Source organism: Pseudophaeobacter sp. A-200-2 (assembly GCF_041008815.1).
GTDB lineage: Bacteria > Pseudomonadota > Alphaproteobacteria > Rhodobacterales > Rhodobacteraceae > Phycobacter > Phycobacter gallaeciensis_A.
On sequence record NZ_JAXGFU010000016.1, the window covers coordinates 49,654 to 73,888 of the forward strand.

The 24,235-nt window shown below is 61.3% G+C and carries 17 protein-coding genes and 1 pseudogene; 13 read left to right on the forward strand and 5 right to left on the reverse strand.

Annotated features, from left to right (window positions below):
* The first annotated feature begins 31 nt into the window (after positions 1-31).
* From SM766_RS19555 to SM766_RS19610, 12 genes and pseudogenes are all read left to right on the forward strand, one after another.
* Positions 32-889 carry an ion transporter gene (locus SM766_RS19555; RefSeq protein WP_274830720.1) on the forward strand — a complete coding sequence of 286 codons (858 nt, stop codon included), beginning with the start codon at positions 32-34 and terminating at the stop codon, positions 887-889.
* Positions 882-1,382, forward strand: a pseudogene (tssB, locus tag SM766_RS19560) (type VI secretion system contractile sheath small subunit); the annotation flags it as partial. The gene SM766_RS19555 and the pseudogene tssB, both read left to right, overlap by 8 nt.
* 768 nt (positions 1,383-2,150) lie before the next feature.
* On the forward strand, positions 2,151-5,297 hold the full coding sequence (locus SM766_RS19565; protein ID WP_368948878.1) for a type VI secretion system contractile sheath domain-containing protein: 3,147 nt from the start codon (positions 2,151-2,153) through the stop codon (positions 5,295-5,297).
* 63 nt (positions 5,298-5,360) lie between these two features.
* Entirely contained in the window at positions 5,361-7,472 is a 2,112-nt protein-coding gene (locus SM766_RS19570) for a type VI secretion system Vgr family protein (protein WP_368948868.1), read from the forward strand.
* A gap of 9 nt (positions 7,473-7,481) precedes the next feature.
* Complete coding sequence (locus SM766_RS19575) at positions 7,482-8,090, forward strand: DUF6931 family protein (RefSeq protein WP_274830718.1); 609 nt, start codon at positions 7,482-7,484, stop codon at positions 8,088-8,090.
* Between the two features lie 17 nt (positions 8,091-8,107).
* Positions 8,108-8,407, forward strand: a complete 300-nt coding sequence (locus SM766_RS19580) for a PAAR domain-containing protein (protein ID WP_274830717.1) — start codon at positions 8,108-8,110, stop codon at positions 8,405-8,407.
* A gap of 8 nt (positions 8,408-8,415) precedes the next feature.
* Positions 8,416-9,927: a type VI secretion system-associated FHA domain protein TagH gene (gene tagH / locus SM766_RS19585; RefSeq protein ID WP_368948869.1), complete on the forward strand. Its 1,512-nt coding sequence runs from the start codon at positions 8,416-8,418 to the stop codon at positions 9,925-9,927.
* 39 nt (positions 9,928-9,966) lie between these two features.
* Positions 9,967-11,307, forward strand: coding sequence for a type VI secretion system baseplate subunit TssK (gene tssK, locus SM766_RS19590; RefSeq protein ID WP_274866621.1), 1,341 nt, complete (start codon positions 9,967-9,969; stop codon positions 11,305-11,307).
* A gap of 78 nt (positions 11,308-11,385) precedes the next feature.
* On the forward strand, positions 11,386-12,810 hold the full coding sequence (gene icmH, locus SM766_RS19595) for a type IVB secretion system protein IcmH/DotU (RefSeq protein ID WP_368948870.1): 1,425 nt from the start codon (positions 11,386-11,388) through the stop codon (positions 12,808-12,810).
* Positions 12,807-16,382 carry a type VI secretion system membrane subunit TssM gene (gene tssM / locus SM766_RS19600; RefSeq protein WP_368948871.1) on the forward strand — a complete coding sequence of 1,192 codons (3,576 nt, stop codon included), beginning with the start codon at positions 12,807-12,809 and terminating at the stop codon, positions 16,380-16,382. Before icmH ends, tssM begins: the two co-directional genes overlap by 4 nt.
* Positions 16,382-17,065: a type VI secretion system-associated protein TagF gene (gene tagF / locus SM766_RS19605; RefSeq protein WP_368948872.1), complete on the forward strand. Its 684-nt coding sequence runs from the start codon at positions 16,382-16,384 to the stop codon at positions 17,063-17,065. The genes tssM and tagF overlap by 1 nt, the downstream gene beginning before the upstream one ends.
* 5 nt (positions 17,066-17,070) lie before the next feature.
* Complete coding sequence (locus SM766_RS19610; RefSeq protein ID WP_490363373.1) at positions 17,071-17,784, forward strand: PP2C family protein-serine/threonine phosphatase; 714 nt, start codon at positions 17,071-17,073, stop codon at positions 17,782-17,784.
* 25 nt (positions 17,785-17,809) lie between these two features.
* On the opposite strand, the gene SM766_RS19615 is transcribed toward SM766_RS19610, so the two are convergent.
* Entirely contained in the window at positions 17,810-19,975 is a 2,166-nt protein-coding gene (locus SM766_RS19615; RefSeq protein WP_368948874.1) for a serine/threonine-protein kinase, read from the reverse strand.
* Between the two features lie 44 nt (positions 19,976-20,019).
* Positions 20,020-20,538, reverse strand: a complete 519-nt coding sequence (locus SM766_RS19620; protein WP_274830709.1) for an OmpA family protein — start codon at positions 20,536-20,538, stop codon at positions 20,020-20,022.
* A gap of 334 nt (positions 20,539-20,872) precedes the next feature.
* Here SM766_RS19620 and SM766_RS19625 point away from each other — a divergent pair, with 334 nt between their 5' ends.
* Entirely contained in the window at positions 20,873-21,634 is a 762-nt protein-coding gene (locus tag SM766_RS19625; RefSeq protein ID WP_274844672.1) for a M15 family metallopeptidase, read from the forward strand.
* A 15-nt stretch (positions 21,635-21,649) separates the two neighbouring features.
* On the opposite strand, the gene SM766_RS19630 is transcribed toward SM766_RS19625, so the two are convergent.
* The 3 genes from SM766_RS19630 to SM766_RS19640 form a co-directional block, all read right to left on the reverse strand.
* A complete protein-coding gene (locus tag SM766_RS19630) occupies positions 21,650-22,252 on the reverse strand; it encodes a hypothetical protein (protein WP_368948875.1) in 603 nt (200 codons plus the stop codon).
* 21 nt (positions 22,253-22,273) lie between these two features.
* Complete coding sequence (locus tag SM766_RS19635) at positions 22,274-23,704, reverse strand: caspase family protein (RefSeq protein ID WP_368948876.1); 1,431 nt, start codon at positions 23,702-23,704, stop codon at positions 22,274-22,276.
* Between the two features lie 203 nt (positions 23,705-23,907).
* The gene (locus SM766_RS19640) at positions 23,908-24,234 is read right to left on the reverse strand and encodes a DUF8776 family protein (protein WP_274830705.1); all 327 of its coding nucleotides are present in this window, start codon (positions 24,232-24,234) and stop codon (positions 23,908-23,910) included.
* Position 24,235 lies beyond the last annotated feature (1 nt).

The window sequence follows — 24,235 nt, forward strand, 5'->3', positions numbered from 1 at the left end:
CGCCTGCCAAAGAGCGAGAGGAGAAGAGACGTTGAGTACCGCAGACCACGAAGAGAGTTTGACGCTGCGCGCCCGCGCCCGCATTTTTGTGGAACGCCCTGCGGTGACCAACGGTATCCTGGGTGTCATCATCTTCAACGCGGTGACGCTGGGGCTCAGCACCTCACAATCGGTCGATGCCCAGATTGGCGGTTTGCTGGATGGGATCGACCGGCTTGTGCTTGGGATCTTTGTTGCTGAACTGGCGCTGAAACTCTTCGCCTATGGGTTCCGGTTCTTCGCCTCGGCCTGGAATATCTTTGACCTGCTGGTCGTCAGCGTCGGCCTGTTGCCGGACAAACAGGGGCTGTCGGCTCTGCGCGGGTTGCGGGTGATCCGGGCGCTGCGTCTGCTTTCAGTCATTCCGCAGATGCGGGCGGTGGTGCAGGCGCTTCTGGATGCCTTGCCCGGCATGGGCGCGGTGATCGTCATGATCTCGATCGTCTTCTACGTCTTTGGGGTGATGGCAACGCTGATGTATGGCGCGGCTTTCCCGGAATGGTTCGGCACGCTGGGGCGGTCGCTCTATTCCCTCTTCCAGATCATGACATTGGAAAGCTGGTCGATGGGGATCGTGCGTCCGGTGATGGAGGTTTTCCCCTTTGCCTGGTCGTTCTTCGTGCCCTTTATCGTCATCACCGCCTTTTCGGTGTTGAACCTGTTCATCGGTCTTCTGGTCAATACCATGCAGTCCGCGGTGGAGGCTGAGGCGGAAGCCGAATTCGAACAGCTGCGCGATCTGGTGCGCCGGGAGACTGATGTGATCGACGAACATGTTCTGGAGATGCATCAGGAGATCAAAGTGCTGCGCAATGAACTGGCGGCGCTGAAAGGGGGCGGGGATGGCTGACAGCTCACAAAAGTTCATTGCCCGCAATCGTGCGCCCCGGGTTCAGATCGAATATGATGTGGAGCTTTACGGCGCGGAGAAGAAGGTTCAGCTGCCCTTTGTCATGGGGGTGATGGCGGATCTGACGGGCAAATCGAAGGTGCCGCAGCCGTCGGTGGCGGACCGGACATTCCTGGAGATCGATGTCGACAATTTCGACGCGCGGATGAAGGCGCTGGCGCCCCGCGCCGCCTTTTCGGTGCCCAACACGCTGACCGGCGAGGGCAATCTGTCGGTCGATCTGACTTTCGAAAGCATGAAGGATTTTTCACCCGGCGCGATTGCCGCCAAGGTGGACGCGCTGCGCCCGCTGCTGGAGGCGCGCACCCAGCTGCAAAACCTGATGGCCTATATGGATGGCAAATCCGGGGCCGAGGCGCTGATCGAAAAGATCCTGCATACGCCCAGCTTGCTGGCGGCAGTGTCGGCCTCCGAACCCTCCGCCGACACAGAGACGGCCCTTGAATCCTTGCGTGGCATAGATTTGCCCGAGGAAGCCGCGGATGAAAGCAGCAATATCCTGTCGGATCTGGCGGGCCAGGCCCCGGTAGAGGCAAAAACTGAGGACGGGTCCGAGGGTGTTCTGAACAGTCTGCGCGGGCAGGCGCCTGAGGAACAGGACGAGGCGGATGCGACCTCCGGTATCCTTGAGGGTCTTGCGACGGGTGAACCGGCGGCAGAACCAGCAGAGGACGAGACGGCGGATGTCCTGAAGGATCTGGCGGGGTCAGAACCATCTCAGGACCCGGGGGCTGACACGGTGACCGATGTCCTGACCGGGATCGCAAGCAATGCACCTGCCGCTGAGGATGCCGGGCCTGACATCGATGATGTTCTCGGAGGTATTGAGGCGACGGACACGGCAACGCCACCTGAAAAGGATGACGCGGCGCAGGTGTTGCAGGGCCTTTCGCAGTCCCCGGTAGAAGAGGAAGAGACGCAGGACGATCTGTCCGCCGCGCTCGACAGTCTGCCCGAAACCGAAGACAGCGACGCGCCGGATACGGCTCTGGCCGCGCTGGACAGCCTGACGGCCATCGAGCCAGAGGACACTGCTGAGGACGAGGTCGGCGATATCCTTGGCGGCCTGGCTTCGGCGGAAGAGACGGATCCTGACAGCGACGAAGAGGAGGCACTGAAAGCCCTCGATACCCTGACCACCGCCGCGCCACCGCCGGAGCAGGAGGAAACAGAAGATACGCTGGCAGATATCCTCGGGAGCGTGCCGGAGGATACCAGCGACGCGGAGGAGGAGACGGCGCAGGCAGAAGCTCTCAGCAGTCTTGCCTCAATCGAGGTTTCAGACAGTGGAGCGCCTGAGGACGATGTCGCGGCGCTGCTGGAAGGCTTAGCCGAGCCGGAAACCGACGCGGTAGAGGAAGCCGATACAACGGAAGACGCGCTGCAGTCTCTGGCGGAAATCGAGACAGGGCAGGGCGAGGAAGACGCCCCCGATCTCGATGACATTCTGGGCAGCATTTCCGAAGAAGAGCCGACCGGCGGCGACGACACGGACGAAGGGGGAGCGGATGATATCCTTTCGGATCTCGGCCTGAGTGATAGCCACGATGACGAAGAGGCAGAAGGCGAAGACACTGCACAGGTGGCAGCCCTTAGCAGCCTTACGTCGGTTGAAGTTTCAGAAACCGAAGCGCCGGAAGATGATGTTGCGGCGCTGTTGGAAGGGCTAGCCGAGCCGGAAACCGACGCGGCAGAGGCAAGTGATACAGCGGAGGACGCGCTGAATTCTCTGGCGGAAGTCGAGACAGGGGATAGCGAGCAAGCTGATCCCGACCTTGATGACATTCTGGGTGGTATCTCTGAAGAGGATCGGGTCGGCGACGACGACGCGGGCGAAGGGGACGCGGATGACATCCTGTCCGATCTGGGTCTGAGCGACGAGGCCGAGGAGACAGCGGCCGAGGACAGTGATCTGGGCGATCTTCTTGGTGATTTGACTGCAGATGAAGAGCCTGAAGTGCAGGCAGATCAGATGCAGGACGAGAACGATCTCGCCGCCCTCTTGCAGGATGCCACCGAGGTCCAAGAGCCGGATGACGCTCCGGACGATGACCTTGCCGCTTTGCTGGCGGACGATGATGAGGAGGTGTCCGAGGCAGAGCCGAGTGATGCGGATTTCGATCTGGATGCTCTGCTCGCGGATGAGACTTCGGACGACACTGATGAAGCCGAAGAGGCGTCAGAGGAAGCGGCGGGCGATGATCTGGATGACTTGTTGTCCGGGTTCGAAGAAGACGCCAGCGACGATGCAGATGAGGATGATCTGGACAGCCTGCTCGCAGGCTTGGGTGACGAAGCTTCCGAGGAAAAAGAGCCTGATGAAATCACAGATGAAGCTGAGGATAGCGATGACCTCGACGCTCTTCTGACGGATCTGGATGATCCGGGTGATGATCTGGATGCCCTGTTGGCGGGTGAGGAAACTGCGGATACGGCCGGCGATGATGATCTTGACGATCTGCTCGCCGGGCTTGCCAGCGAGGATGAGGACGCAGGCGGCGACGATCTGGATGATCTTCTGGGGGATCTCACGGCAGATGAGACAGCCACAGAAGAGGCGACCCCTCCGGCAGCCGCGGAAGCCGAGGCTGACAAGGACCCGGAATTCGCATTTGGGACCCTGTCCGCAGATCGTCCCGAGCCGCAAAAGTTGGTGAGAAAACGCTTCCGCTTGGCGCTGTTCGGAGATTTTTCGGGCCGGGCGGCGCGCGGTATTGTCGAAACCGGCGATGCCCTGGCTGCGCGTAAAGCGGTTCTCTTGGATCCCGATACGGTCGAGGATGTGATCGAAAGCTTTGCCACCGAATTGGTGCTGCCCATCGGCAAGGATGGCGCAGGCATCGCGGTCAAGCTGGGCACGCTGGACGATCTGCACCCGGATGAGCTGTTTGAAAATGTTACGCTGTTTTCCGAACTCGTGGGGCTGCGCAAACAGTTGCAAAGCGGCGCCACGGCGGATCATGCGGCGGCGACGTTGCGCGCCTGGGCGGAGAAACACGGCACCCGTGCCCATGCGCCGAAAACCCGCTCGGCAGGCAGTTCGGTGCCCGCGGACCGGCGGCTCAGCGCCTTCCAGCAGCTGATTGGCGATACCGGCAATGCGCTGCGGCAAGCCTCTCCGGTCGAGGAGATGCTGGCCCGTATCGTTGGCCCGCATATTCGCGAGCTGCCAGATCCGGACGTGGCGGCGATGCAGGTGGCGGTGGACGAAGCGCTGTCTGATGCGATGCGGCTGGTGCTGCATCATCCGGAATTCCAATCAGTTGAAGCGCAGTGGCGCGCGCTGGATCTGATCGCGCGCTCGGTCGAGGTCGACGACAGTCTTGAGGTCATGCTGTATGACGTTTCGGCCGAGGAACTGGCGGCGGATCTGGCCGCCGCCGATGATCTGACCCAAAGCGGTTTTGCCCGCCTGCTGACCGAGGAGCCGCTGGACGAGGAAAACGGGCGTGGCGGCTATTCGGCGCTGATTGGCTTCTATGGTTTCGAGGAAACCCCGCCGCATGCGGAGCTTTTGGGCCGGATCGCGCGGGTGGCTGCGCATGTGGATGCGCCCTTCTTTGCCGCTATGTCGCCCGCCTTCCTGGCGGTCCCGAAAAAGGAACGCCCGAAACTGGTGGCCGAGGCCTGGGACACCCTGCAGGGCATGTCCGAAGCAGGGCATCTGGGATTGGTCAGCCCCCGGTTCCTGCTGCGCCGCCCCTATGGTGCCAAAAGCGATCCGATCTACGAGTTCGATTTTGAGGAGTTTACCGAGGCCGAGGGGCTGCGCGGGATGCTCTGGGCCAATCCGGTGGTTCTGGTCGCCATTCTGCTGGCGCGCTCCTTCAAGGCCAATGGCGCTGCGATGCAGCTGGGCAGCATCATGAGCCTTGGCGGCATGCCCTATCATTATGTGAATGACCGGTTTGGCGATCAGGTGGCGCTGCCCTGTACCGAACGCAACATCGATCTGGACAAGATCGCCATGGCCAATGAGCGTGGCTTCATGGCGATTGCAGCGGTCAAGGGACGGGACGAGTTGCGTCTGACCTCCTTCCAGTCGGTGAAAGGCGGGGAAATCCTGGGCCCCTGGACTGGCGTGCCCGCGCCAGAACCTTCGCCGCCCGATCCGCGCAAGGCTGCATCTGCCGCAGGCGGCGAGGACACCGTTCCCGGTTCAGATGGTGGCGATGATGACGATCTGAACCTTGATGATCTGGGGCTCGACGACCTTGATCTTGATACGAGTGGCGACGACGGCGGCGATCTCGATGATTTGCTGGCGTCTTTTGAAGATATTGATGAGGACAGCGGCGACGACGATGGCATGGATGCCGATCTTGCCGCGCTATTGGATGATTTATGATGTTTCGGATGGACATAAGGCGGGCTGGGTCCGCTCTGGCCTTCATTCGTGAAAGGAGCCGCCATGGTTGAGAGCAAAGCCCATGAAAGCGATATGGTCTGGATGTCGGGCAGCTACAGCGCCCGGGACCTGCACCTGAAACGGGCCATCGTGCGCGAAGGGTTGAGCAAGCTGACCGAAACCACGGTCGCGTTTCAGTCCAAGAACAAGGCGGTCAAACTGGAAGAGATCGTCGGCCAGACCCTGAACCTGCATGTGACAACGGCAGATGGAAGCGACCAGAAGTTTTCCGGCCTGTGTATCTCGGTTGAAAACATGGGGTTCCGGGATGGCTATGGTCACTATGTGGCCGAGGTCCGGCCCTGGTTCTGGTTGTTGACGCGCACCTCTGACAGCCGGGTGTTCCAGAACCTGTCGGCGGTCGACATCATCAAGCAGATCTTTAGCGAATATGGTTTCAGCGATTTTCGCGACCGGCTCAGCGATTCATACGAAAAGCGGGAGTATTGCCTGCAATACCGGGAAACGGACTACGCCTTTCTGTGCCGCCTGATGGAAGAGGAAGGCATTTATTTCTACTTTGACAGCAATAAGGACAAGAATGCCGCCGAAAGCCTTGTGTTGTGTGACGGAATCAGCGGGCATTCCCCCATCAACGGCTCATCGACCATCGAATTCCATGCCCGCGATGATCGGGATCGCCGCCGCGAGGATCACATTGCCGAATGGACGCGCGAGGAAACGCTGACCCGAGGCAAGGTGACGCTGAATGATTTCGATTTCACCTCACCCATGGCGGATCTCAAGGTCAATAACTCGATCACCCGCGGCAATCACAGCCACAAGGATTACGAGGTCTACGACTATCAGGGCCACCACCGCAAAGACACCGGCCTGGGCGGAAAACTGGCCCGGGTACGGATGGAAGCCGAAGCGATAGTTCATAAACGCTGGCGCGGTGCCTCCAGCGTGCGCACCCTTGGCACTGGTGGAACCTTTACTCTGAAAAACCACCCGGACAGTGACGCCAATGGCGAATATCTGGTGGTGGATACGATCCACTATCTGCAGGTGGCAGGGGATTACAACGAAAGGGAAGACCGCAAGAGCGACGCTGCCAAAGAGGGCGAGATGCGGCGGGACGTGAAACCCCGCAACATGGATTTCCCCGAAGAGGTCGCAGGCGACGCCTATGCTTCGACCTTTTCTGCGATCGAAAAGCAAGAACAGTTTCGGGCCCCGCTGGTGACGCCCTGGCCCGAGGTGCCCGGCCTTCAGACCGCGACGGTTGTCGGGCAAAGCGGCGAGGAAATCTGGACCGATGAATATGGCCGCATCAAGGTCCAGTTTCACTGGGACAGGGAGGGCAAGAAGAACGAAACCGCCTGTTGTTTCGTTCGCGTCGTCACGCCCTGGTCTGGCAAGAACTGGGGCATGGTGGCAGTGCCGCGTATCGGTCAGGAGGTGGTGATCCAGTTTGAGGACGGCAATCCGGACCGCCCGATCTGCACCGGAATGCTCTATAATTCCGACACAATGCCACCCTACAAATATCCCGACGATCAGACGCAGCTGGGGATCAAGACCAACTCGTCCAAGGGCGGCGGCGGCTATAACGAGCTGATGTTCGAGGACAAGGCCGGCGAGGAGCTGATGCGTGTTCAGGCGCAGAAGGATCACCAGATGCTGGTCAAGGATCGCTCAGCGGTGACGGTGGGGCTGGATGCGCCTGATCCGGATGCGCCGGGCACGGACGAGAAAAGTTTTGCGATGACCATCAAGCAGAACATGACAGAAACCGTGAAATCTGGGGATCGCACGGAACTGGTGGAGACGGGTGACAAGTCTGAAACCATCCAGAAGGGCAACATGACCCTTGATGTGGACACCGGTAACCTGACCGAAACGATTGCCAAGGGCAATCACTCCGAAACGGTCTCGCTTGGTAATCTGACCGTGGATGTGACGGCCGGGAAGATCGAGATGTCGGCGGGACAGGAAATCCTGCTCAAGGTGGGGGGATCCTCGGTCAAGATCGACAATTCGGGTGTCACCATCAAGGGCCCGATGATCAAGATCGAAGGCTCCGGCATGGTCGAGGCGAAAGCGCCGATGACCACGGTCAAAGGCGATGCAATGCTGACCCTCAAGGGCGGCCTGACGCTGATCAACTAGGTGGGAACGATGTCGGAAAACTATGATGATCTGAAAAAGCTTCCCGCCGATCCGGTCGCCAAGCTGCTGTCGCGGGCGAATGTTCTGCTGAAGACCCCGTTACAGTCGCCGCCGACCGCAACGGCCCCGGCGGTGCTGAAAGAACTGGCGGACAAGGGCGCTTTGGTGGACCTGTTGCGTCTTCTTGCCGTGCTTTTGCCGCCACGGGAGCGGGTCTGGTGGGCCTGCCTTGCCGCGCGTGATTATATCGGGCCGCGCTCGCCCAAGGATCCGCCGTCACTGACCACCTCCGAAGCCTGGGTTCTGGACCCGAGCGAGGAAAACCGCGATGCGGCGCGCATCACGTTGGACCATGCCTATGTGGATGATGACACGGTCAATTGTGCTCTGGCGGTGCTTTATGCCGATGGCACCTTGGGGCCGGGCGATCTGCGTCAGTATCCCGCGCCGGCCGGGGCCTCCGAGGCGGCCGCTTTTGCCATGAATATGGTAGCGTTGGGCCAATTGTCTGATAGGTTTGAAGAACATGGCCGTGTGTTGGTCGCCCGAGCGCTGGATATTGCGCGCGGCGGCAATGGTCAGGGGGCTGCCACGTCGGCGGCCTCTGAAGAAGTGTAACGAGGAGGTGGTTTGACATGGGAATGCCCCAGGCCCGCGTGACCGATCTGCATGCTTGCATGCTGCCATCGACGCCGCCGCCACCGGTGCTGCCGGTGCCGACACCGATTCTGCCGCCCTGCGCCGTGACCGTTCTGGTCGGCGGCCTGCCTGCTGCCCGGATGAGCGACATGTGCACGGCCGCCCCACCGCATCCGATCATCAAGGGATCGGCGACGGTACTGATCAACAATCTGCCCGCCGCCCGCATTCTGGATAACGCGGCCTGTGGTGGCATGATCACCATGGGGCAGGTGACAGTGATTGTAGGAGGATAATCGCGACTATGGCGGTGACGCTCAAATTTCAGAGCTCGGGAACGATGCCTGGCGATGCGGCGCCGGTGCCGATGCGGGGGGCCAGCCTGACCGTCGGGCGTGGCGCCAGCAATGATATGGTGCTGCCGGACCCCGATCAGATGCTGTCGCGCCATCACTGCGTGATCGAGGATCACAACGGCTCGGTCGTGATCGTCGATCTCAGCTCCAACGGCACCTTTCTCAACTACTCGAAAATCCCGCTTGGCCGCACACCGACACCGCTCAACAACGGTGATGTGATCTGTATCGGGAACTACGAGTTGGTCATCGAAATCCGGGATGATCTGGCCGAACCGGATGCGGGCATTGCAGCGCCACTGGAGGCGGCACCGATGTCACCCGGGGTGGCCGAGAACGCGCCGGACCCGCTGGCGCTGCTGGACGATGCCGGTCCGGGGCGTGATTTTCTGGATGATCTTCTGGGCGGGTCGGAGCCGACCGGCCCCTCGCAGCTGAACCCGGTAGATCCCATCGACGAATTGCTGCCGCCGATGGGCGAAGACGAAGATCCGTTTTTCCAGAAGGCCAGCGATGGCCGCGAAGGGGAGGGCGCCAGCCTGCCCAGCCATGCCCCCTCGGCGCAGGACAGTTTTGCATCGCCCAGCACGTCATCTTCGGCGCTCATCCCGGATGATTGGGATGATGATTTCCTTTCGGGGATCGAGGGACCTTCCGAGGCGCCGACCCCGCCCGCGGAACCAGCAGTGGCTGCGCCGCCTCCTCCCGCCGAGGATATGCCGCCAGCCGCCCCCCCTGCAGAGGACCAGCAGCCAGATCCTGCACCAGCGCGACCGCCGCAACACACCGCGCCGGAACCAATAGCCCCGGCTCCGCAACCGGCTGACGCGCCGCCGACTGATCAGACAGCGGCGGCCGCGGCATCGGATGCATCTGGCGATCAGATCACGGCAGCCTTCCTGGAAGGGCTCGGCGCCGAAGAGGCGGCCTTGAAAGGCGAAGATCCGGCGACGGCCATGCGCCGAATGGGCCGGGTCATGCACACCCTCATCGCGGGCCTGCGTGAAATCCTGATGACACGGACCTCGATCAAATCCGAGTTCCGGATCGAACAGACGATGATTTCCGCAGGCGGCAACAACCCGTTGAAATTCTCGATCACGCCGGAACAGGCGATTGAGACCATGCTCCGCCCCGCGACCAAGGGCTACCTGTCGCCGGAAACCGCTGCCGAAGAGGCCCTGCAGGATATCAAGGCGCATGAGGTCGCCATGGTCACCGGCATGGAGGCCGCGCTCAAAGGGGTGCTGGGCCGTCTGGACCCCAAGGCGCTGGAGGCGCAGATCGAGGACAAGGGCGGCCTTGGCGGGATCTTGCGCGGCAAGAAGGCACGCTATTGGGATGTTTACGAACAACTATACGCCGAGATTTCAGATCAGGCGGAAAACGATTTTCACGATCTGTTCAGCCGCGAATTTGCGCGGGCCTACAAGGCTCAGCTGGACCGGTTGAAAGACTGACCCGCGCCCTGCGCGTGGTCCAATTAAAAGGAGAACCCAGTGTCCTGGGACAGTAAAGTGCTTTGGACAGAGGGGCTGTTTCTGCAGCCTCATCATTTCCAGCAGGCCGACCGCTATACCGAGGCGCTTGTCGGCGGGCTGGCGCGGCGTCTTGGCCCCTATACCTGGGGGGTGAACGGGCTTGAGATCGACCACGAAGCGTTGAAAATCGGCCAGTTTGCACTGAAGTCCTGCGAGGGGCTGACCCATGATGGCACGGTGTTCCGGGTGCCTATGGCCGATCCGCATCCGCCCGCGATGGAGGTGCCGTCGACGGTCAAGGACTGCGTCGTCTACCTGACCGTACCGCAACGCCGTCAGGGCGCTGCCGAGGTGGATCTGTCCGGCGCCGAACGCTCGGCCAGCCGGTTGCGTCCCGACACGCAGGAGGTGACCGATGTCACCAGTGCCGAGCGCAAACCGGTGCCTTTGGATGTGGGCAAGATGCGGCTGCAATTCGCGCTTGAGGTCGATGATCTGGCTGACCTGCTGGCCATCCCTGTGGCCCGGATCATCGAAGTGCGCCCTGATCAGGAGATCGTACTGGATCAGGCCTTCATTCCCTCCTGTCTGGATGTGCGTGCGGCTCCGGCGCTTTCGGGGTTTTTGCGGGAACTCGAAGGGCTGCTCGCGCATCGCATGGAGGCCCTGGCCGGACGTCTGGCCGAAGCCGGTGGCGCCCGCGGGGTGGCGGATGTGTCCGACTTCTTGCTGCTGACGGTGGTGAACCGCACGCTGCCGATGGTGCGCCATCTGCGGCAGATCGAAAACCTGCACCCCGAACGGCTGTTCATGCTGCTGACCGGGCTGGCCGGTGAGTTGTCGGTTTTCATGTCCACGGAAAAACAGGCGCCCGAATTCCCCGCCTATACCCATGATAATCTGATGGGCTGTTTCGCACCGGTGATCCGCACCCTGCGGCAGTACCTCAGCTCGGTGCTGGAACAGACCGCGATTTCAATCAAGCTGGAGCCGCGCAAATACGGTATTTCCGTCGGGGTCATCGCGGACCGCAAACTGCTGGGCAATGCCGGGTTTGTCCTGGCGGTCAGCGCCGAGATCCCGGCCGAGGATGTGCGTCGCCACTTTGCCGGTCAGGCCAAGATCGGCCCGGTCGAGGAAATCCGTCAGCTGGTGAACTCCGCGTTGCCGGGGATCACGCTGCGCCCCTTGCCGGTGGCGCCGCGGCAGATCCCCTACCATGCGGGTGTGGTATACTTCGAAATGGATGCCGACAGCCCCTATTGGCGCAAGATGACCACATCCGGTGGCATCGCCGTGCATGTGTCGGGGCAGTATCCGGGGCTCAAGATGGAGCTGTGGGCGATCAGAAATGGGTAGGGCGGTCCGGTACCGGATCGTCATGCGGCGCCCTCAGGGGGGCTGCAGAATTGTACAAGGGTGACAGGGTAAAAAGATATGGGTGATTATGACGATCCCTTTGCCGAGCCGGGTGATACCGACAAGACGGTGATCAAGCCCAATCCGGGCGGGCGGCGCGCGACCGCGCCCATGCCAAGCCCGGAGCCCTCGGTGCCACCGGCCGAGCCGACGGCAGACCCGGATGCCCCACCAGCACCTGAGTCCTACGGGGTTCCGCAGGCCGCCGCCGCTGCGCCAAAAGCATCCCCCGGTAAAGCCTCGCAACTGGCGTTGACCGGGATGAACCAGTTGACGGCCTGTGCCGCGACCCTGTTTGCCCTGATCAGCCGCATCCGGAACCGCGCGCAGCACATGGACCCTGACGCCCTGCGCAAAAGCGTCGTGGCCGAGGTGCGCGCCTTTGAAAACCGCGCCTTGCAGGCGGGTATTCCGGCGCAGACGGTCAAGGTCGCGCGCTATGCTCTTTGCGCGACGCTGGATGATGTGGTGCTGAACACGCCCTGGGGCGGGCAGTCCAGCTGGGGCCTGCAATCCATGGTGGGTACTTTCCACCGCGAAACCGTGGGGGGGGACCGATTTTACGACCTGCTTGCGCGGCTGGAAAAAGAGCCGGGCGCCAATATCGACATGTTGGAGTTCCTCTACATGTGCATGTCGCTGGGATTTGAAGGTCGCCTGCGCATCGAACAGGGCGGCAGTGAGAAGCTGATGCAGATCCGCGCGGCGCTGGCCCGGATTATCCGCAATCAGCGCGGGCCGCTGGAATGGGATCTGTCGCCACATTGGGAGGGGGTGAAAAAACCCTTCAAGGCGTTGTCGGCCTGGCGTCTGGTCTGGATCGCGCTGGCGGTGACCGGCGCGCTGTTGGTGCTGCAATATGCCGGCCTCAGCTGGGCCCTGTCGAACCAGACCGAGAATGTGTCTGGTCGCCTTGCGATCATAGATTCCGGCCCTGCGGCGCAGCTGGAACGGCGCGCGCCGCCGCCGCCGCCGCCGCCGCCTGCGCCCACGATCGAAGAACAGGTGGCCAAGGTGTCGGGCTTCCTTGATCCCGAGATCAAGGAAGGCATCGTCGAGGTGTTTCAGAAGGGCAACCTGCTGATCATTCGGCTGGCGGGATCCGGCATGTTCGGCTCTGGCTCTGACAAGCTTTCCGATGCTTTCAAGGGGCCGGTCAACCGTCTGGCCGAGTCGCTGAACGATGAAAAGGGTAAGGTCATCGTCGTCGGCCACTCCGACAATATCCCGATCCGCTCTTCCCGGTTTCCGTCAAACATGGCGTTGTCGCTGGCCCGCGCCAAATCGGTGATGGCGGGAATGGCCGACGTGATGACAGATCCTGACCGCCTATCCGCAGAAGGCCGGGCTGATAAGGAACCTATTGCCGACAATGGCACCCGTGAAGGCCGGGCCAAGAACCGCCGGATTGAAATCCTTCTGGTGCAGGAGATTGACGAATGATCCGCCGCTATATTCTGCCGCTGTTCAGATCCCTCTATTTCGTGCTGATCCTGCTGGCGGCCGGTCTGTCGGCCTGCGTGTGGTATTTCGCACCTTTCATCGGCTCGGAGGATTGGCGCCCCTTTGACAGCATCCTGTCGCGCGGCATTACCATCGGCGTGATCTGGGTGGTAATCCTGATGATCATCGGTCTAGTTTTCTGGCGTCGGCGGCGCCGGGATCGCCAGATGACCGAAGACATGGCCGAGGCCACGGAGGTGCCGGAAGAGGACGATGTCCTGGCCGAGGAAATCGGTGAATTGCGCGGCAAGTTCAAACAGGCCATGGCCGAATTGCGCAAGTCCAAGAACGGGCGCCGTCACCTCAGGGATCTGCCCTGGTACGTGATGATCGGCCCACCCGGCGCGGGCAAGACCACGGCGATTGTCAATTCCGGCCTGCAGTTCCCCCTGGCGGACAAGATGGGCAAGGCCGCGATTGGTGGCGTCGGCGGCACCCGCAATTGCGATTGGTGGTTCACCAATGAGGCGGTGCTGATCGATACCGCCGGGCGCTATACCACGCAGGAAAGCGATGCGGATGCGGATAATGCCGCCTGGCTGGGCTTTCTAGGCCTGCTGAAAAAGTACCGCAAACGCCAGCCGATCAACGGGGCGATCATCGCGATTTCTCTGTCGGACCTTTCCCTGCAGGATGAGATCACCCAGAAATCCCACGCCCAGGCCGTACGCCGCCGCCTGTCCGAGCTGCGTGAAAAGCTTGGCGTGCGCTTTCCCGTCTATGTGCTGTTCACCAAGGCTGATCTGATAGCGGGGTTTCAGGAGTATTTCGATGCCCTGGGCAAGGAAGAGCGCGAACAGGTCTGGGGTTTCACCCTGCCGCTGCCCAAGGGCAAGAAAGAGGCTGCCCCGATTGCAGGCTTTGACGAGGAATTTGCAGCCCTTCTGGGGCAATTGAACGCGCAGCTGTTGGAAAAGATGCAGGGCGAGAGCGATCACCAGCGGCGGGCGCTGGTGGCGGGTTTTCCGGGACAGGTGGCCTCGATGCGCCGGGTGGCGCGCGATTTCCTGACCGAAGTCTTTCAGGATAACCGCTATGATCAGCGCCAGATGCTGCGCGGGGTCTATTTCACATCGGGCACCCAGGAAGGCACGCCGATCGACCGGCTGATGCTGGGTATGGCGCAGACCTTCGGCATTGGCCGTCAGGCCATCGGAACCGGGCAGGGCAGTGGGCGATCCTACTTTCTGACCCGCCTGTTCGAAGGGGTAATGTTCCCCGAGGCCGGGCTTGTCTCTGCCGATGACAAGGTTGAGCGCCGCTATCGCTGGACCCGCCGCGCCGCCATTTCCGCCACGGTGATCTTTGCCTCGGTGACCGGGGCGCTTTGGGTGAATTCCTATCTGAAGAACGCCGCCTTGATCGAACAGGCCGCCGGGCAGGCCGCAGCCTATCAGGCGGCCGCGGCCGAACTGCCGCCCAGCCCGGTGGGCGATACCGATCTGGTGCCGGTGGCCGCTGCGCTGAACCTGCTGCGTGACATGCCCGGCAACCCGGTTCTGTCGGATCCGGAGCCGGAGCGCGCCATGACCTATGGTCTTTATCAGGGTGAGGTGATCGGAACAGAGGCGGCGCAGACCTATCGCGCCGCGCTGAACCAGCGGCTGCTGCCCCGTCTTCTGGTCCGGCTGGAAGAGCAGATCAGCGCCAATATGAACAACCCGGATGTTCTCTATGAGGCGCTGAAGATCTACCTGATGCTGGGGCTTCAGGGGCCGATGAATCCCGATCTGGTCAAGGAGTGGATGCAGCTTGACTGGGAATCGGTGGCCTACCCCGGAACGGTGCGGGCGCAGCTGCGGGCGGATCTGATGGATCACCTGACGGCGATGCTGTCCCAGCCGATGACAGAAATCGCGCTGAATGGTCCGCTGGTGGAGCAGGCCCAGAATATCCTGTCGGAAATGCCGCTGGCGCAACGGGTCTACAATGGCATCATCAATTCGAACACTGCCACCAGCCTGCCGAAATGGCGGCTGACCGATATCGGCGGGCCTTCGGTGAAACGGGTGCTGGTGCGCAGCTCCGGCAAGCCGCTGAACGAGGGTGTCGAGGGCATTTTTACCTATGACGGATTTCACAACGTCTTCCTGCCCGAAGCGGTGAGCGTGTCGGAACGTGTCCAGCGCGAGGTCTGGGTGCTGGGCGACCGCGGCGGTGAGCAAATCCAGAGCGAAGCCGCGCTTCTTGCGCTCAGCCGGGATGTGCTCGACCTTTATTACAACGACTATATCACCCGGTATGATCAGGTGCTGGGAGACGTGGACATCGTGCCGCTGGAAAGCCTCAGCCATGCGGTCGAGGTGACCAATGTGCTGTCCGGGCCGACCTCTCCGATCACCAACATCCTGACGGCGGTCAGCCAGGAAACCAGCCTGGCGGAGGACCGCTCGCAACTGAACACGGAATCCCTGGGCGAAGGCGTGTCGCAGGTGGCAGCCATCGAAACCCGGTCAAGCCTGTCTATCCAAGGACAAATCCTGCTTGAGGCACTTGTCAGCTCGGCATCGACTGCCTCGGGCGAGCCGCCAAAGCCACCGGGTGCCTATGTGCAGGACCGGTTCCAGTGGCTGCACGATCTGGTGGACCGCCCCGAAGGCCAGCCCTCGCGGCTGGACGACCTCATGGTCTCTCTGCAACTGGTCTATCAGGAGCTGAACAAGATGTCGTTCAGCGGCGTGACCTCGGGCGAAAGCGGGCAGGCGCTACTGCAATTCCAGCAAACGGCCTCGCGGATCGACGGGCCGGTGCAACGCTGGGCCATGCAGATCTCGACGGGCTCTTCCGGCATTACCTCGGAAGGAACTCGCGCATCGATCAATGCCCGCTGGCAGGCCTCGGTTCTGCCCTTCTGCGAAAAGGCGCTGGACAACCGGTATCCCTTCAACCGGCGCGCCCGCGCCGATGTGGCGATGGTGGATTTTGCAAAACTGTTTGCGCCGGGCGGGCTGATCGACAGTTTCTTTGACGAGAACCTGCTGAAATATGTCGATACCCGCAGCCGTCCGTGGACCTGGAAACGCGTCAATGATGTCGATCTGGGGATCAGTCAGGCGGTGCTGGAACAGATGCAATACGCCGCTGAAATCCGCGATGCCTTCTTTGCCGGTGGGGACACGCCGGTGGTCCAGTTCCAGATCACCCCCAAGGCGCTGGATTCAAAGGCCAAGGAGGTTCTTTTGGAGATTGACGGCACGCAGGTGTCCTATAATCACCGGATGGGACAGCCCACGCCGGTTGCAGTGACCTGGCCGGGGACGGTCGGCCTGGCGCGGATCACCCTTTTGCCGGACAAGCGCAATATTGAAAACGTTCTGTCGCGGGATGGGCCCTGGGCCTGGTTCCGGTTGCTGGATGCCGCCGAGGTACGCCGGACCAACGTCACCGACCGGCGGCGGGTGAACTTCCGGGTTGGTGGGCGTCTGGCCCTGTTCGAGTTGCAATCGGGATCGGTCGTCAATCCCTTTGCCCTGCCGGCGATGGCAAAATTCAGCTGCCCGAAGTCGATGTGATGGAGGCAGGGTTCGGAGCCTTCGGCAAGATGCCCTCGGTCGGGGATTTTTTCCGGATCAACATGCCGGGCGGTTTTGTCCGCCTGTGGGATGGCTGGCTGCAGCAGGTGCTGCTGGCCGGGCAAAGCGCCTATGGCACCGCCTTTGATCGCAGCTATATGTCGGCGCCGATCTGGCGATTTTCATTACCTGCGGGCCTTGCTGGGCCGGAAAAGCTGACGGGAGTTCTGATGCCCTCGGTTGACCGGGTTGGCCGCCGGTTTCCGCTGACACTGGTGGCGCCTCTGGCCACGCCGGGGCCTGCGGCACTGGATCATTTCACCGACACAAAGCTGTTTGAGCAGCTTGAGGCGATTGCCCTGGATGCATTGGAGGACAGCATGACACAGGACAAATTATCCGCAGCCCTCGGCGCGGTGCAGCCGCCCGCCATGCGCGCGGTGGCGCCGCTGCGCACATCGGGCAACACGCTGGTGCTGACCGGCGCTGGTCAGACAGATGATCTACCAAACACCGTGGCGGCAGCCCTGCTGGACAGCCGGGCTGCTGATACCAGCATCTGGACTGCGGTTCTGGACAGCGGCCCGCGGATGATGATGTGCCCGGGCCTGCCGCAAGGCGGGGCTGCAATCGGACTGTTCGATCTTACGGCCCCCATCTGGCAGGAGGCCCGGCCGCTATGAATCCGATGTACCCCTATCGCTATGCCGTTCAGACCCATGTTGGACTGCAACGCAAGGTCAACGAAGACGCGGTGCTGGCGCTGCCGGACCATGACATCTGGCTGGTTGCAGATGGGATGGGAGGCCATGACGCGGGCGATTATGCCAGCCGCCTGATCGCGGATTCCGCCGCGATGATCCCCGGTGGGCTGGACCCGGCGGCCAAGATGCACGCCCTGCGCGATGCCCTGCAAGGCGCCCACCGCGCCATCCAGGCCGAGGCCACGGCGCGGGGGGGCGGCACCATTGGTGCAACGGTTGCCGCCCTGATCATGGCGCAGGGCCATTTCGCCGGTATCTGGGCCGGCGACAGCCGTATCTACCGGCTCCATGGCGGGCAGATCGACATGCTGACGGCGGATCATTCCGTGGTCGCCGAATACGTCCACTCCGGCAAGATGAGCTGGGATGAGGCGGATCAGCATCCGCAATCCAATGCCATCACCCGCGCGGTTGGGGTCGGGGAGGATCTCGAACTCGACAAGGTGCGCGGCACCGCTGAAAGCGGCGACAGGTTCCTGATCTGCTCGGATGGGCTGACGAAATATGCCACCTTCTCCATGCTGGAGGATATTCTGTCGAGCACGCCCTTGGAAACCGTCGCCGAGCGGCTGGTGCAGGTCGCACTGACCGGGGGCGGGGCTGACAATATCTCGGTGATCGTCGTCGACGTGCTCTGACGGGCGCCGGTCCGACAGGCCGCAATCAGGGGCGGGCTGTCACCAATATACGGCTGTCCAGCGACAGGATCCGGCTCGCATCCTCTGCCGCGCTTTGCTGTAGCGCTTCGGCAAAACCAACCGCGCTTTCCGATGTGGGACGCATGCCCGCGAACAGCGGTTCCGAGGAATGCAGGACCAGAATACGGCTTTTGCCCAGGGTGCTGTCATCCACCTTGAACGCCAGCCCGCCGGTTTCTGCTGCATTCTGCAAATCAAAGGCGACGCGCACGGAAAACGGCCCGATCTCACCATCTCTGAGGTCCGCAATCGCATTCTCGGGACGTCCGATATTGGGCAACAGATGAAAGACGTTGCCAGAGACATCCAAGATTGAAACGGTCAGAAAGCCGTCGGTCATGTCTTCCGGCAGGATCACGTCGATGACCGGATTTTCCCCGACGAAGAACCGCCCCGATGGGTTCGGCGTGCCTTCCCCGCCAAGGGTATAGCTGACCTTTGCCCCGCCCGCAGGCGCCTTGGGAAGGCGCTGCTCTACAACGCAAAGGGCGGGGTTCAGCACTTCGGCGTCCAGAACCACCTTGCGGTCATTCGCGATGGCGCGCAGCGCATCGAACAGGGCAACGCGGGTTGATGTTTCCGCCAGCCGCCCGGTGATCACGATGGAATCCTCGGGCGCAAAGCCGCCGGTTCCATCTGTGCCGGACAGTTGCAACGGGCCGCAGTCCTGATGGTCGGCGACCACCGAAAGGACCTCTCCCCGCGCCAGAACAGGCAGTTTGAAAACGATATCGACCGCGCCGTCCAGTGCTCCCGGCAGCCCATCGGCAAACCGCGCGTTCAACGACGCCGCCAGTTCGGCATCCTGCGTCACGCCGCTCAGTCTGCCTTGATTGTTGCTGACGGCAAGGCGCCATTCACCGAGTTGATCCAGCGGCGCAATGGTTGCCAGTACATCGTCGCCCCAGCTGTCGGCGATTGCCCCCGACGCCAGCGAGACATCCGTGGTTTCAACCATGTCCTGCAGCGCGGTGAGGCTCGCCTCAGACGGCATGTTTCCGGTTGCCCGGGCCGGGGCGCCTGCAGATTTTTCAATAATCAGCGTGAAAGGTTCGGCAACCGGCAGGGGTGGTCCAGTGAGATTGCCAAACAGCCCGGCGAAATAACCGCCAACGCCCAGTCCCAGCACACCTATAAGGAGGATAACCGCCACGAGGCCACCGCGCCCTTTTGCCGGTTTTTCGTCTACCGGAGGCGTCAAGGGCGCAAGTTTTGCTGTTGGCGCGGCGGTCTTCGGAACAATGATCGTGGCTTCTTCCGCCGGGGGTGGAGCGTCGGCCTTGGGCGGCGTATCAGCAGGGCGGGGGTCCGGGTCATCGATATAGGCCAGAACCTCTGCTGCGTTTTGAAACCGGTCCGCAGGATCCGGCGCGCACATGCGGTCGATAAGCCCCTTCAAGGGTTCGGGCACACCCGAGGTATCCAGCGGCTTCTGCTTGTTTTCCACCACTTCCATTGGATTTGCGCCCAGCGACGGCGGCGCGCCGCGAAAATTCGCCAGCAGCAAGGCGCCAAGCGAATAGATATCCGACCGGGCGTCGGTTTGCCCGCTCATCTGCTCGGGCGCGGCATAAGAATATTTGCCGGCGAATTCATTACCGACAATCGTCTGGGCACCTGGGTTGGTATCCTTGGCGATGCCGAAATCGATGATCACGGCCTCGGCCGGATCGCCGCCGCGCAGGATGATATTGTCCGGGCTCAGATCCCGGTGCACGATCTTGCGTGCATGGGCGGCTTGCAAACCCTGCGCCACGCGTTTGCAGATGATCATCAGATCATCGGCAGACATCGGTCCCTGTTTCAGCTTCCGGTCCAGCCCCGGCCCGTCGACGTAATCCATCAGCAGGTAGATATGCCCATCCGGGGTGCGGTGATTTTCCGAATAGCGCACCACCGCGTCATGGCGGATTTCGCGGATGTTTTCCTCGCGGGCCATCAGGACCTGAAAGTCCTCGTTGGCAGAGAGTTCCTGTTTCAGAACCTTGATCGCCACCAGATTGCCGGAGATTTCCGAGCGCGCCTTGTACACATCCGAAGTGCCACCGCGACCCAGCAGCATCTCGATCCGGTAGGTGTTGTTCAGCAGATCACCGGGTTGAAAAATATCACCGGGGCGGGATTCGATCATCTGTCATGTCCCGCCTTGTACCCGCCCGAAGCGACGTTCATCCCTCAGCCCAGAGCCTGGAACTCGACACGGCGGTTTTCATCGGCCCGCGGATCGTTTTCATCAAAGGGCGCGGTTTCCCCCATGCCGATCGCTTTCAGCATGTCCTCGGGAATGCCGCAGGAGCCGATCAGATGGCGCCGAACTTCCTGCGCCCGCAGCAGAGACAGGCGTTCATTGTATTCGGCCGAGCCCGAACTGTCGGTGTGACCGATGATTTGGAACACGGTGCCCTGCATCAGCTTCATCGACTCGCACATATTGGCCAGCTTCGGCTCCTGATCCGCGCGCAGGGCTGCGCTGTCGAAATCAAAGGAAATCTGGACGTTGATCTGCGATTGCCGCTCAACCGGGTTATATTCTTCCGCAGCAGCAGCAACGGTGGCCGTTTCCGCAGTGTCGTCGCTCTGCGCCGCAGAGGACGTCGCCGCGTTCGGCACGATGACCAGACCGCGGGTTTTTTGCTTCTTGAAGGCTTGGGTGATTTCTTCGACCGAGGGGCCGTCATCGGCAGACTGGGCCATAGCGTCAGGCGCCTGCAACACACCCAAACTCAGAATACAGGCAGAAATAATGCGAAACCGGACCATAACCTGTCCCTTACGTTGAAAACATATACTGAATAAAAGCCTATACCACACTTGTTGATCTGCCAATGGGCCGCCGCAAACAGCGCTGCAAAAACCCCTAAACTCTGCCCTATCCGCGAAGGATGGAATTGAGGGCTTTACGAAGGCTGGCTCAGGGCATTCAATAGGGGCGTAGTATGTTGAGGGTTCTATGCGCGTCGTTTCGGCAGTTATCATCGCGACAGGCATCGTCCTGGCGCCCGTTGTCTGGTTCGGCCTGAGCTGGCTTATGTCTGATGAAGACTATGCAGGCGGGGCCGTCGATTCCACGGCGCGGATCGAACTGGAAATGCTCCGTCAGCAGATTGAAGATCTGCAACTCCGGATGAGTGACCTTCAGACAGAGATTGCGCGCCTGCCCGCGGGAGGAGCAGGCTCCAACGCCCCTTTTCTCCCGGACGCTGACGGCGAACGTCAGATCTGGGAGCAGACCGAAGGCACAGACCTTGATTATGCGCAGGTGGTGCTGATCGCAGACCGGTTGAATGTAAATCGGGGCCTGAACGTGGCCGGGGGCAGGTATCTGTCCGAAAAACTGGGGCGCCCGCGTGAGGATCTGAGCGACAGCTGTCAGCCCATGACAAACCCGGATTTGAAGGAAAAACTCGTAACCGAGCAGGTTGGTCCGATCCGTGTCAGCATGCTGCAGCCCGCGATCGAGAGCCTGCGGATCGTGTTCGAGAACATCCGCAGCGTCGACCCCGACCTCTATTCCCGGATCAACACCGCCGGCGCCCTTTGCGTGCGGCGGATCCGCGGCACGGTGAATTCCCTGTCGACGCACAGCTACGGGCTGGCGGTGGATCTCAATATCGACGGCAAGCTGGATAATTTCACCGATGGCAAAACGCAGCTGGGGCTGACGATCATGGCCGATTTCTTCTTTGATGAAGGCTGGGTCTGGGGGGCCGGTTTTGGCCGCGAAGACAGCATGCATTTCGAAATCAGCCGCCGCCAGCTGGACACCTGGATCGCGGAGGGGCGGTTGTAGTCAGCCCCGACGGCATCACAGTGAGCGCAGCAGGACCTTGTTAGAGCCAAGCGCCGCAGCAATTTGCTGGTATTGCACAGCTCGGGCGGTCGATTGGGCGGCGGATCTGAGCAGGATCGTCTCCGCCTCCTCCAGCGCCGAAATGGCCGCAGCGGCCGCCTGACGCTTGCGGTCAGATGCAACCGCCACCAGAGGGCGGGAGGATTTTAATCTGGGATCGCCGTGCTGCACCCGGGCACGCGGCGCCTGCGGGTCACGGTTATCACGCGCAATCTTCCGCAGTTCACCCGCCGTTTGACCCAAAGTCTTACGCACATCCTGATAACCGGACAGACCAGACATACCCACAGACAGCTGTTCCATGCGTTCCGCCATGCAGTCGACAAGATAGGCGCCACTGTCGCTGCAGAATTCGCGAATGGCATTCAGGCGCACGACCACTTGCTGCGGCGTCGCGACACGGTTTGCCGCTGACAGGCCTAGGCTGGTCGTCGCCTCCCCGCCATAGCTACCCTCACTGCCACCATAGGTGCCTTCGCCTGTGCCCCCGGTTTCCTGCGCCGTAACCGGAGAGGCCAGAACAAGTGTCAGGATAATTAGATATCGCAGTGCCCGCATGGAAAACTCCACTTCCGTCGCTTACCCTTCCAACCCATAGGCCCGGCGGATGCCACGTTGCGTGCCGGGGCCGAAATCACCGTCGATCGAGCCTTGGTAGAAGTCGTTCTCTTTCAGCTTTCCCTGCAAAGCCTTGCGGGTCTGATCGGTGAACATCGTTGGCCGCTCGCTAAGCAGTTTCAGAACATCCGAACTGCCGGAGCGCAAAGCTGCGTAAAGATAATGCGCCGCATCTTCGGGCCCTTTGTTGGGGATCAGCCCATCATCGATCAAAGCCGCAAAATTGAATTGGGCCTGCGGATGGCGCAGATCCGCCGCCCGCTCAAAGAACGTCAGGGCCTTTTGCGGATTGGCCGGCAGACCCAGCCCGCCCTGGTAATGCAGGAATCCAAGGTCATTGATAGCATCTGCAAAATTCTGATCCGCCGCCGCCCTGTAGAGGGACAGAGCCTTGGCCGGATCCGGTTCAACACCGGTGCCCCGCTCGTACAGCTTTGCCAGTTCAAACTGCGCTTCGGGAGATCCCGCATCCGCAGCCCGCTGCAAAAACTCGATAGCGGCTGCCGGATCGAACCGGTCCTGATTTGGATTGAGCCGGATATAGGCCAGCCCCAGCATCGAGCGGGTGTCTCCAAGTTCGGCAAGGGCAAGAAGTTGCTCCTCCTGATCCGGTTTCAGCGCCGCCCAGGCATCGGTGCTGCCCGCGCTTTCGTTGCCTCCGGCCAGGTAGAAGGGTACCCCTGTGAGGGAACCATAAGTATGAGGTTCCTGCAGGTTTCCGGTTTTCTGAAGCACAAGATCGCGGACCTGCCGAAACATCAGGCTGATCTCCAGACCGGGCTGAACCATCTTTTCCATCAGCGCCAGCGCATAGGGGCTGTTCTCTCCCCGGCCATCCAGCGCGACCTGTCCATCCTTGGCCGCAAAGGCCACCAGCGTTCCGCGATCCGGGTTTGCAGGGGCCAGACCTGCACGTTCGGGTGCCGTCGATGCATTCGTTGTTTCCGAAGTGTTTCCCGCCAATGCATCGCCAAGGGGGTTATCGCGGCAGCTGTCCAGGATCACGATGCGCATCTTTCGCGCTTTCTCAACAGCCTCCAACAGCTGCTTCAGCGAGGCGGACTGGCGCTCTACATCCCTGTTGCTTTGCACCTGAACATCAACCGGGATCAGGAAATTCTCACCCTGCACCTCGACCCCGTGACCGGCAAAATAGATCAGGGCCAGATCGGCAACCTCGGCGCGGAAAGCAAAGCCTTCGAGCATGCGGGTCATGTCTTCGGCACCGACGTCGATGCCAAGGGTCACGTCAAACCCGATCCCTTCCAGGGTTTCCGCCATCCGCAGGGCATCGTTGCGGGTGTTGTCCAGCTTTGGCAGATACTGGTAATCAGCCATCCCCAAGACCAGCGCCGCACGATCTGTTGCGGCCACGCTCGCGACAGGCAGCATTATGGTGGCCAATGTCAAAAGTATTCGAAACACAAAGCTCATGATCGCACCGGGCAAAACTGATTACACATCTTGAGTGTAGCCGTTGCAGACGGTGAAGCAAACGATCAATCCGGAGCCTGCGCGATCTTCGTCCTGATGGATGATATTATCGCGCGGCTCAAACGGGAAACGCCGCCTGGGGCAGGCGGCGTCTTTGTTGTTCAGGCGTTTTGCAAACCGCCGGGAGAGAGTAGTCTTTCCCGCAGACGTTCCAGGGTGACCCCTTTGGCGGCAGCAGGCAGATCGGCCGGTCCGGATTTTTCCACCTGGTCCTGGACGCGCTCATAGAATCCCGACAGCCCGGCGAGTGTCTGGATTACCAGATCGAAATCCTGCAATGCACGCAGTTCCGCACTGGTAGGGCGGGTACCACGTTCCATGACCGTGAGAGCAACATCCTCCAGCTCTTGAATTTTGACTTTCAGCTGGTGCATTTCCCAAGATGAAATGGTGCAGAGATCTTTCAGGGCTTTGTCAGGATGGTCCATA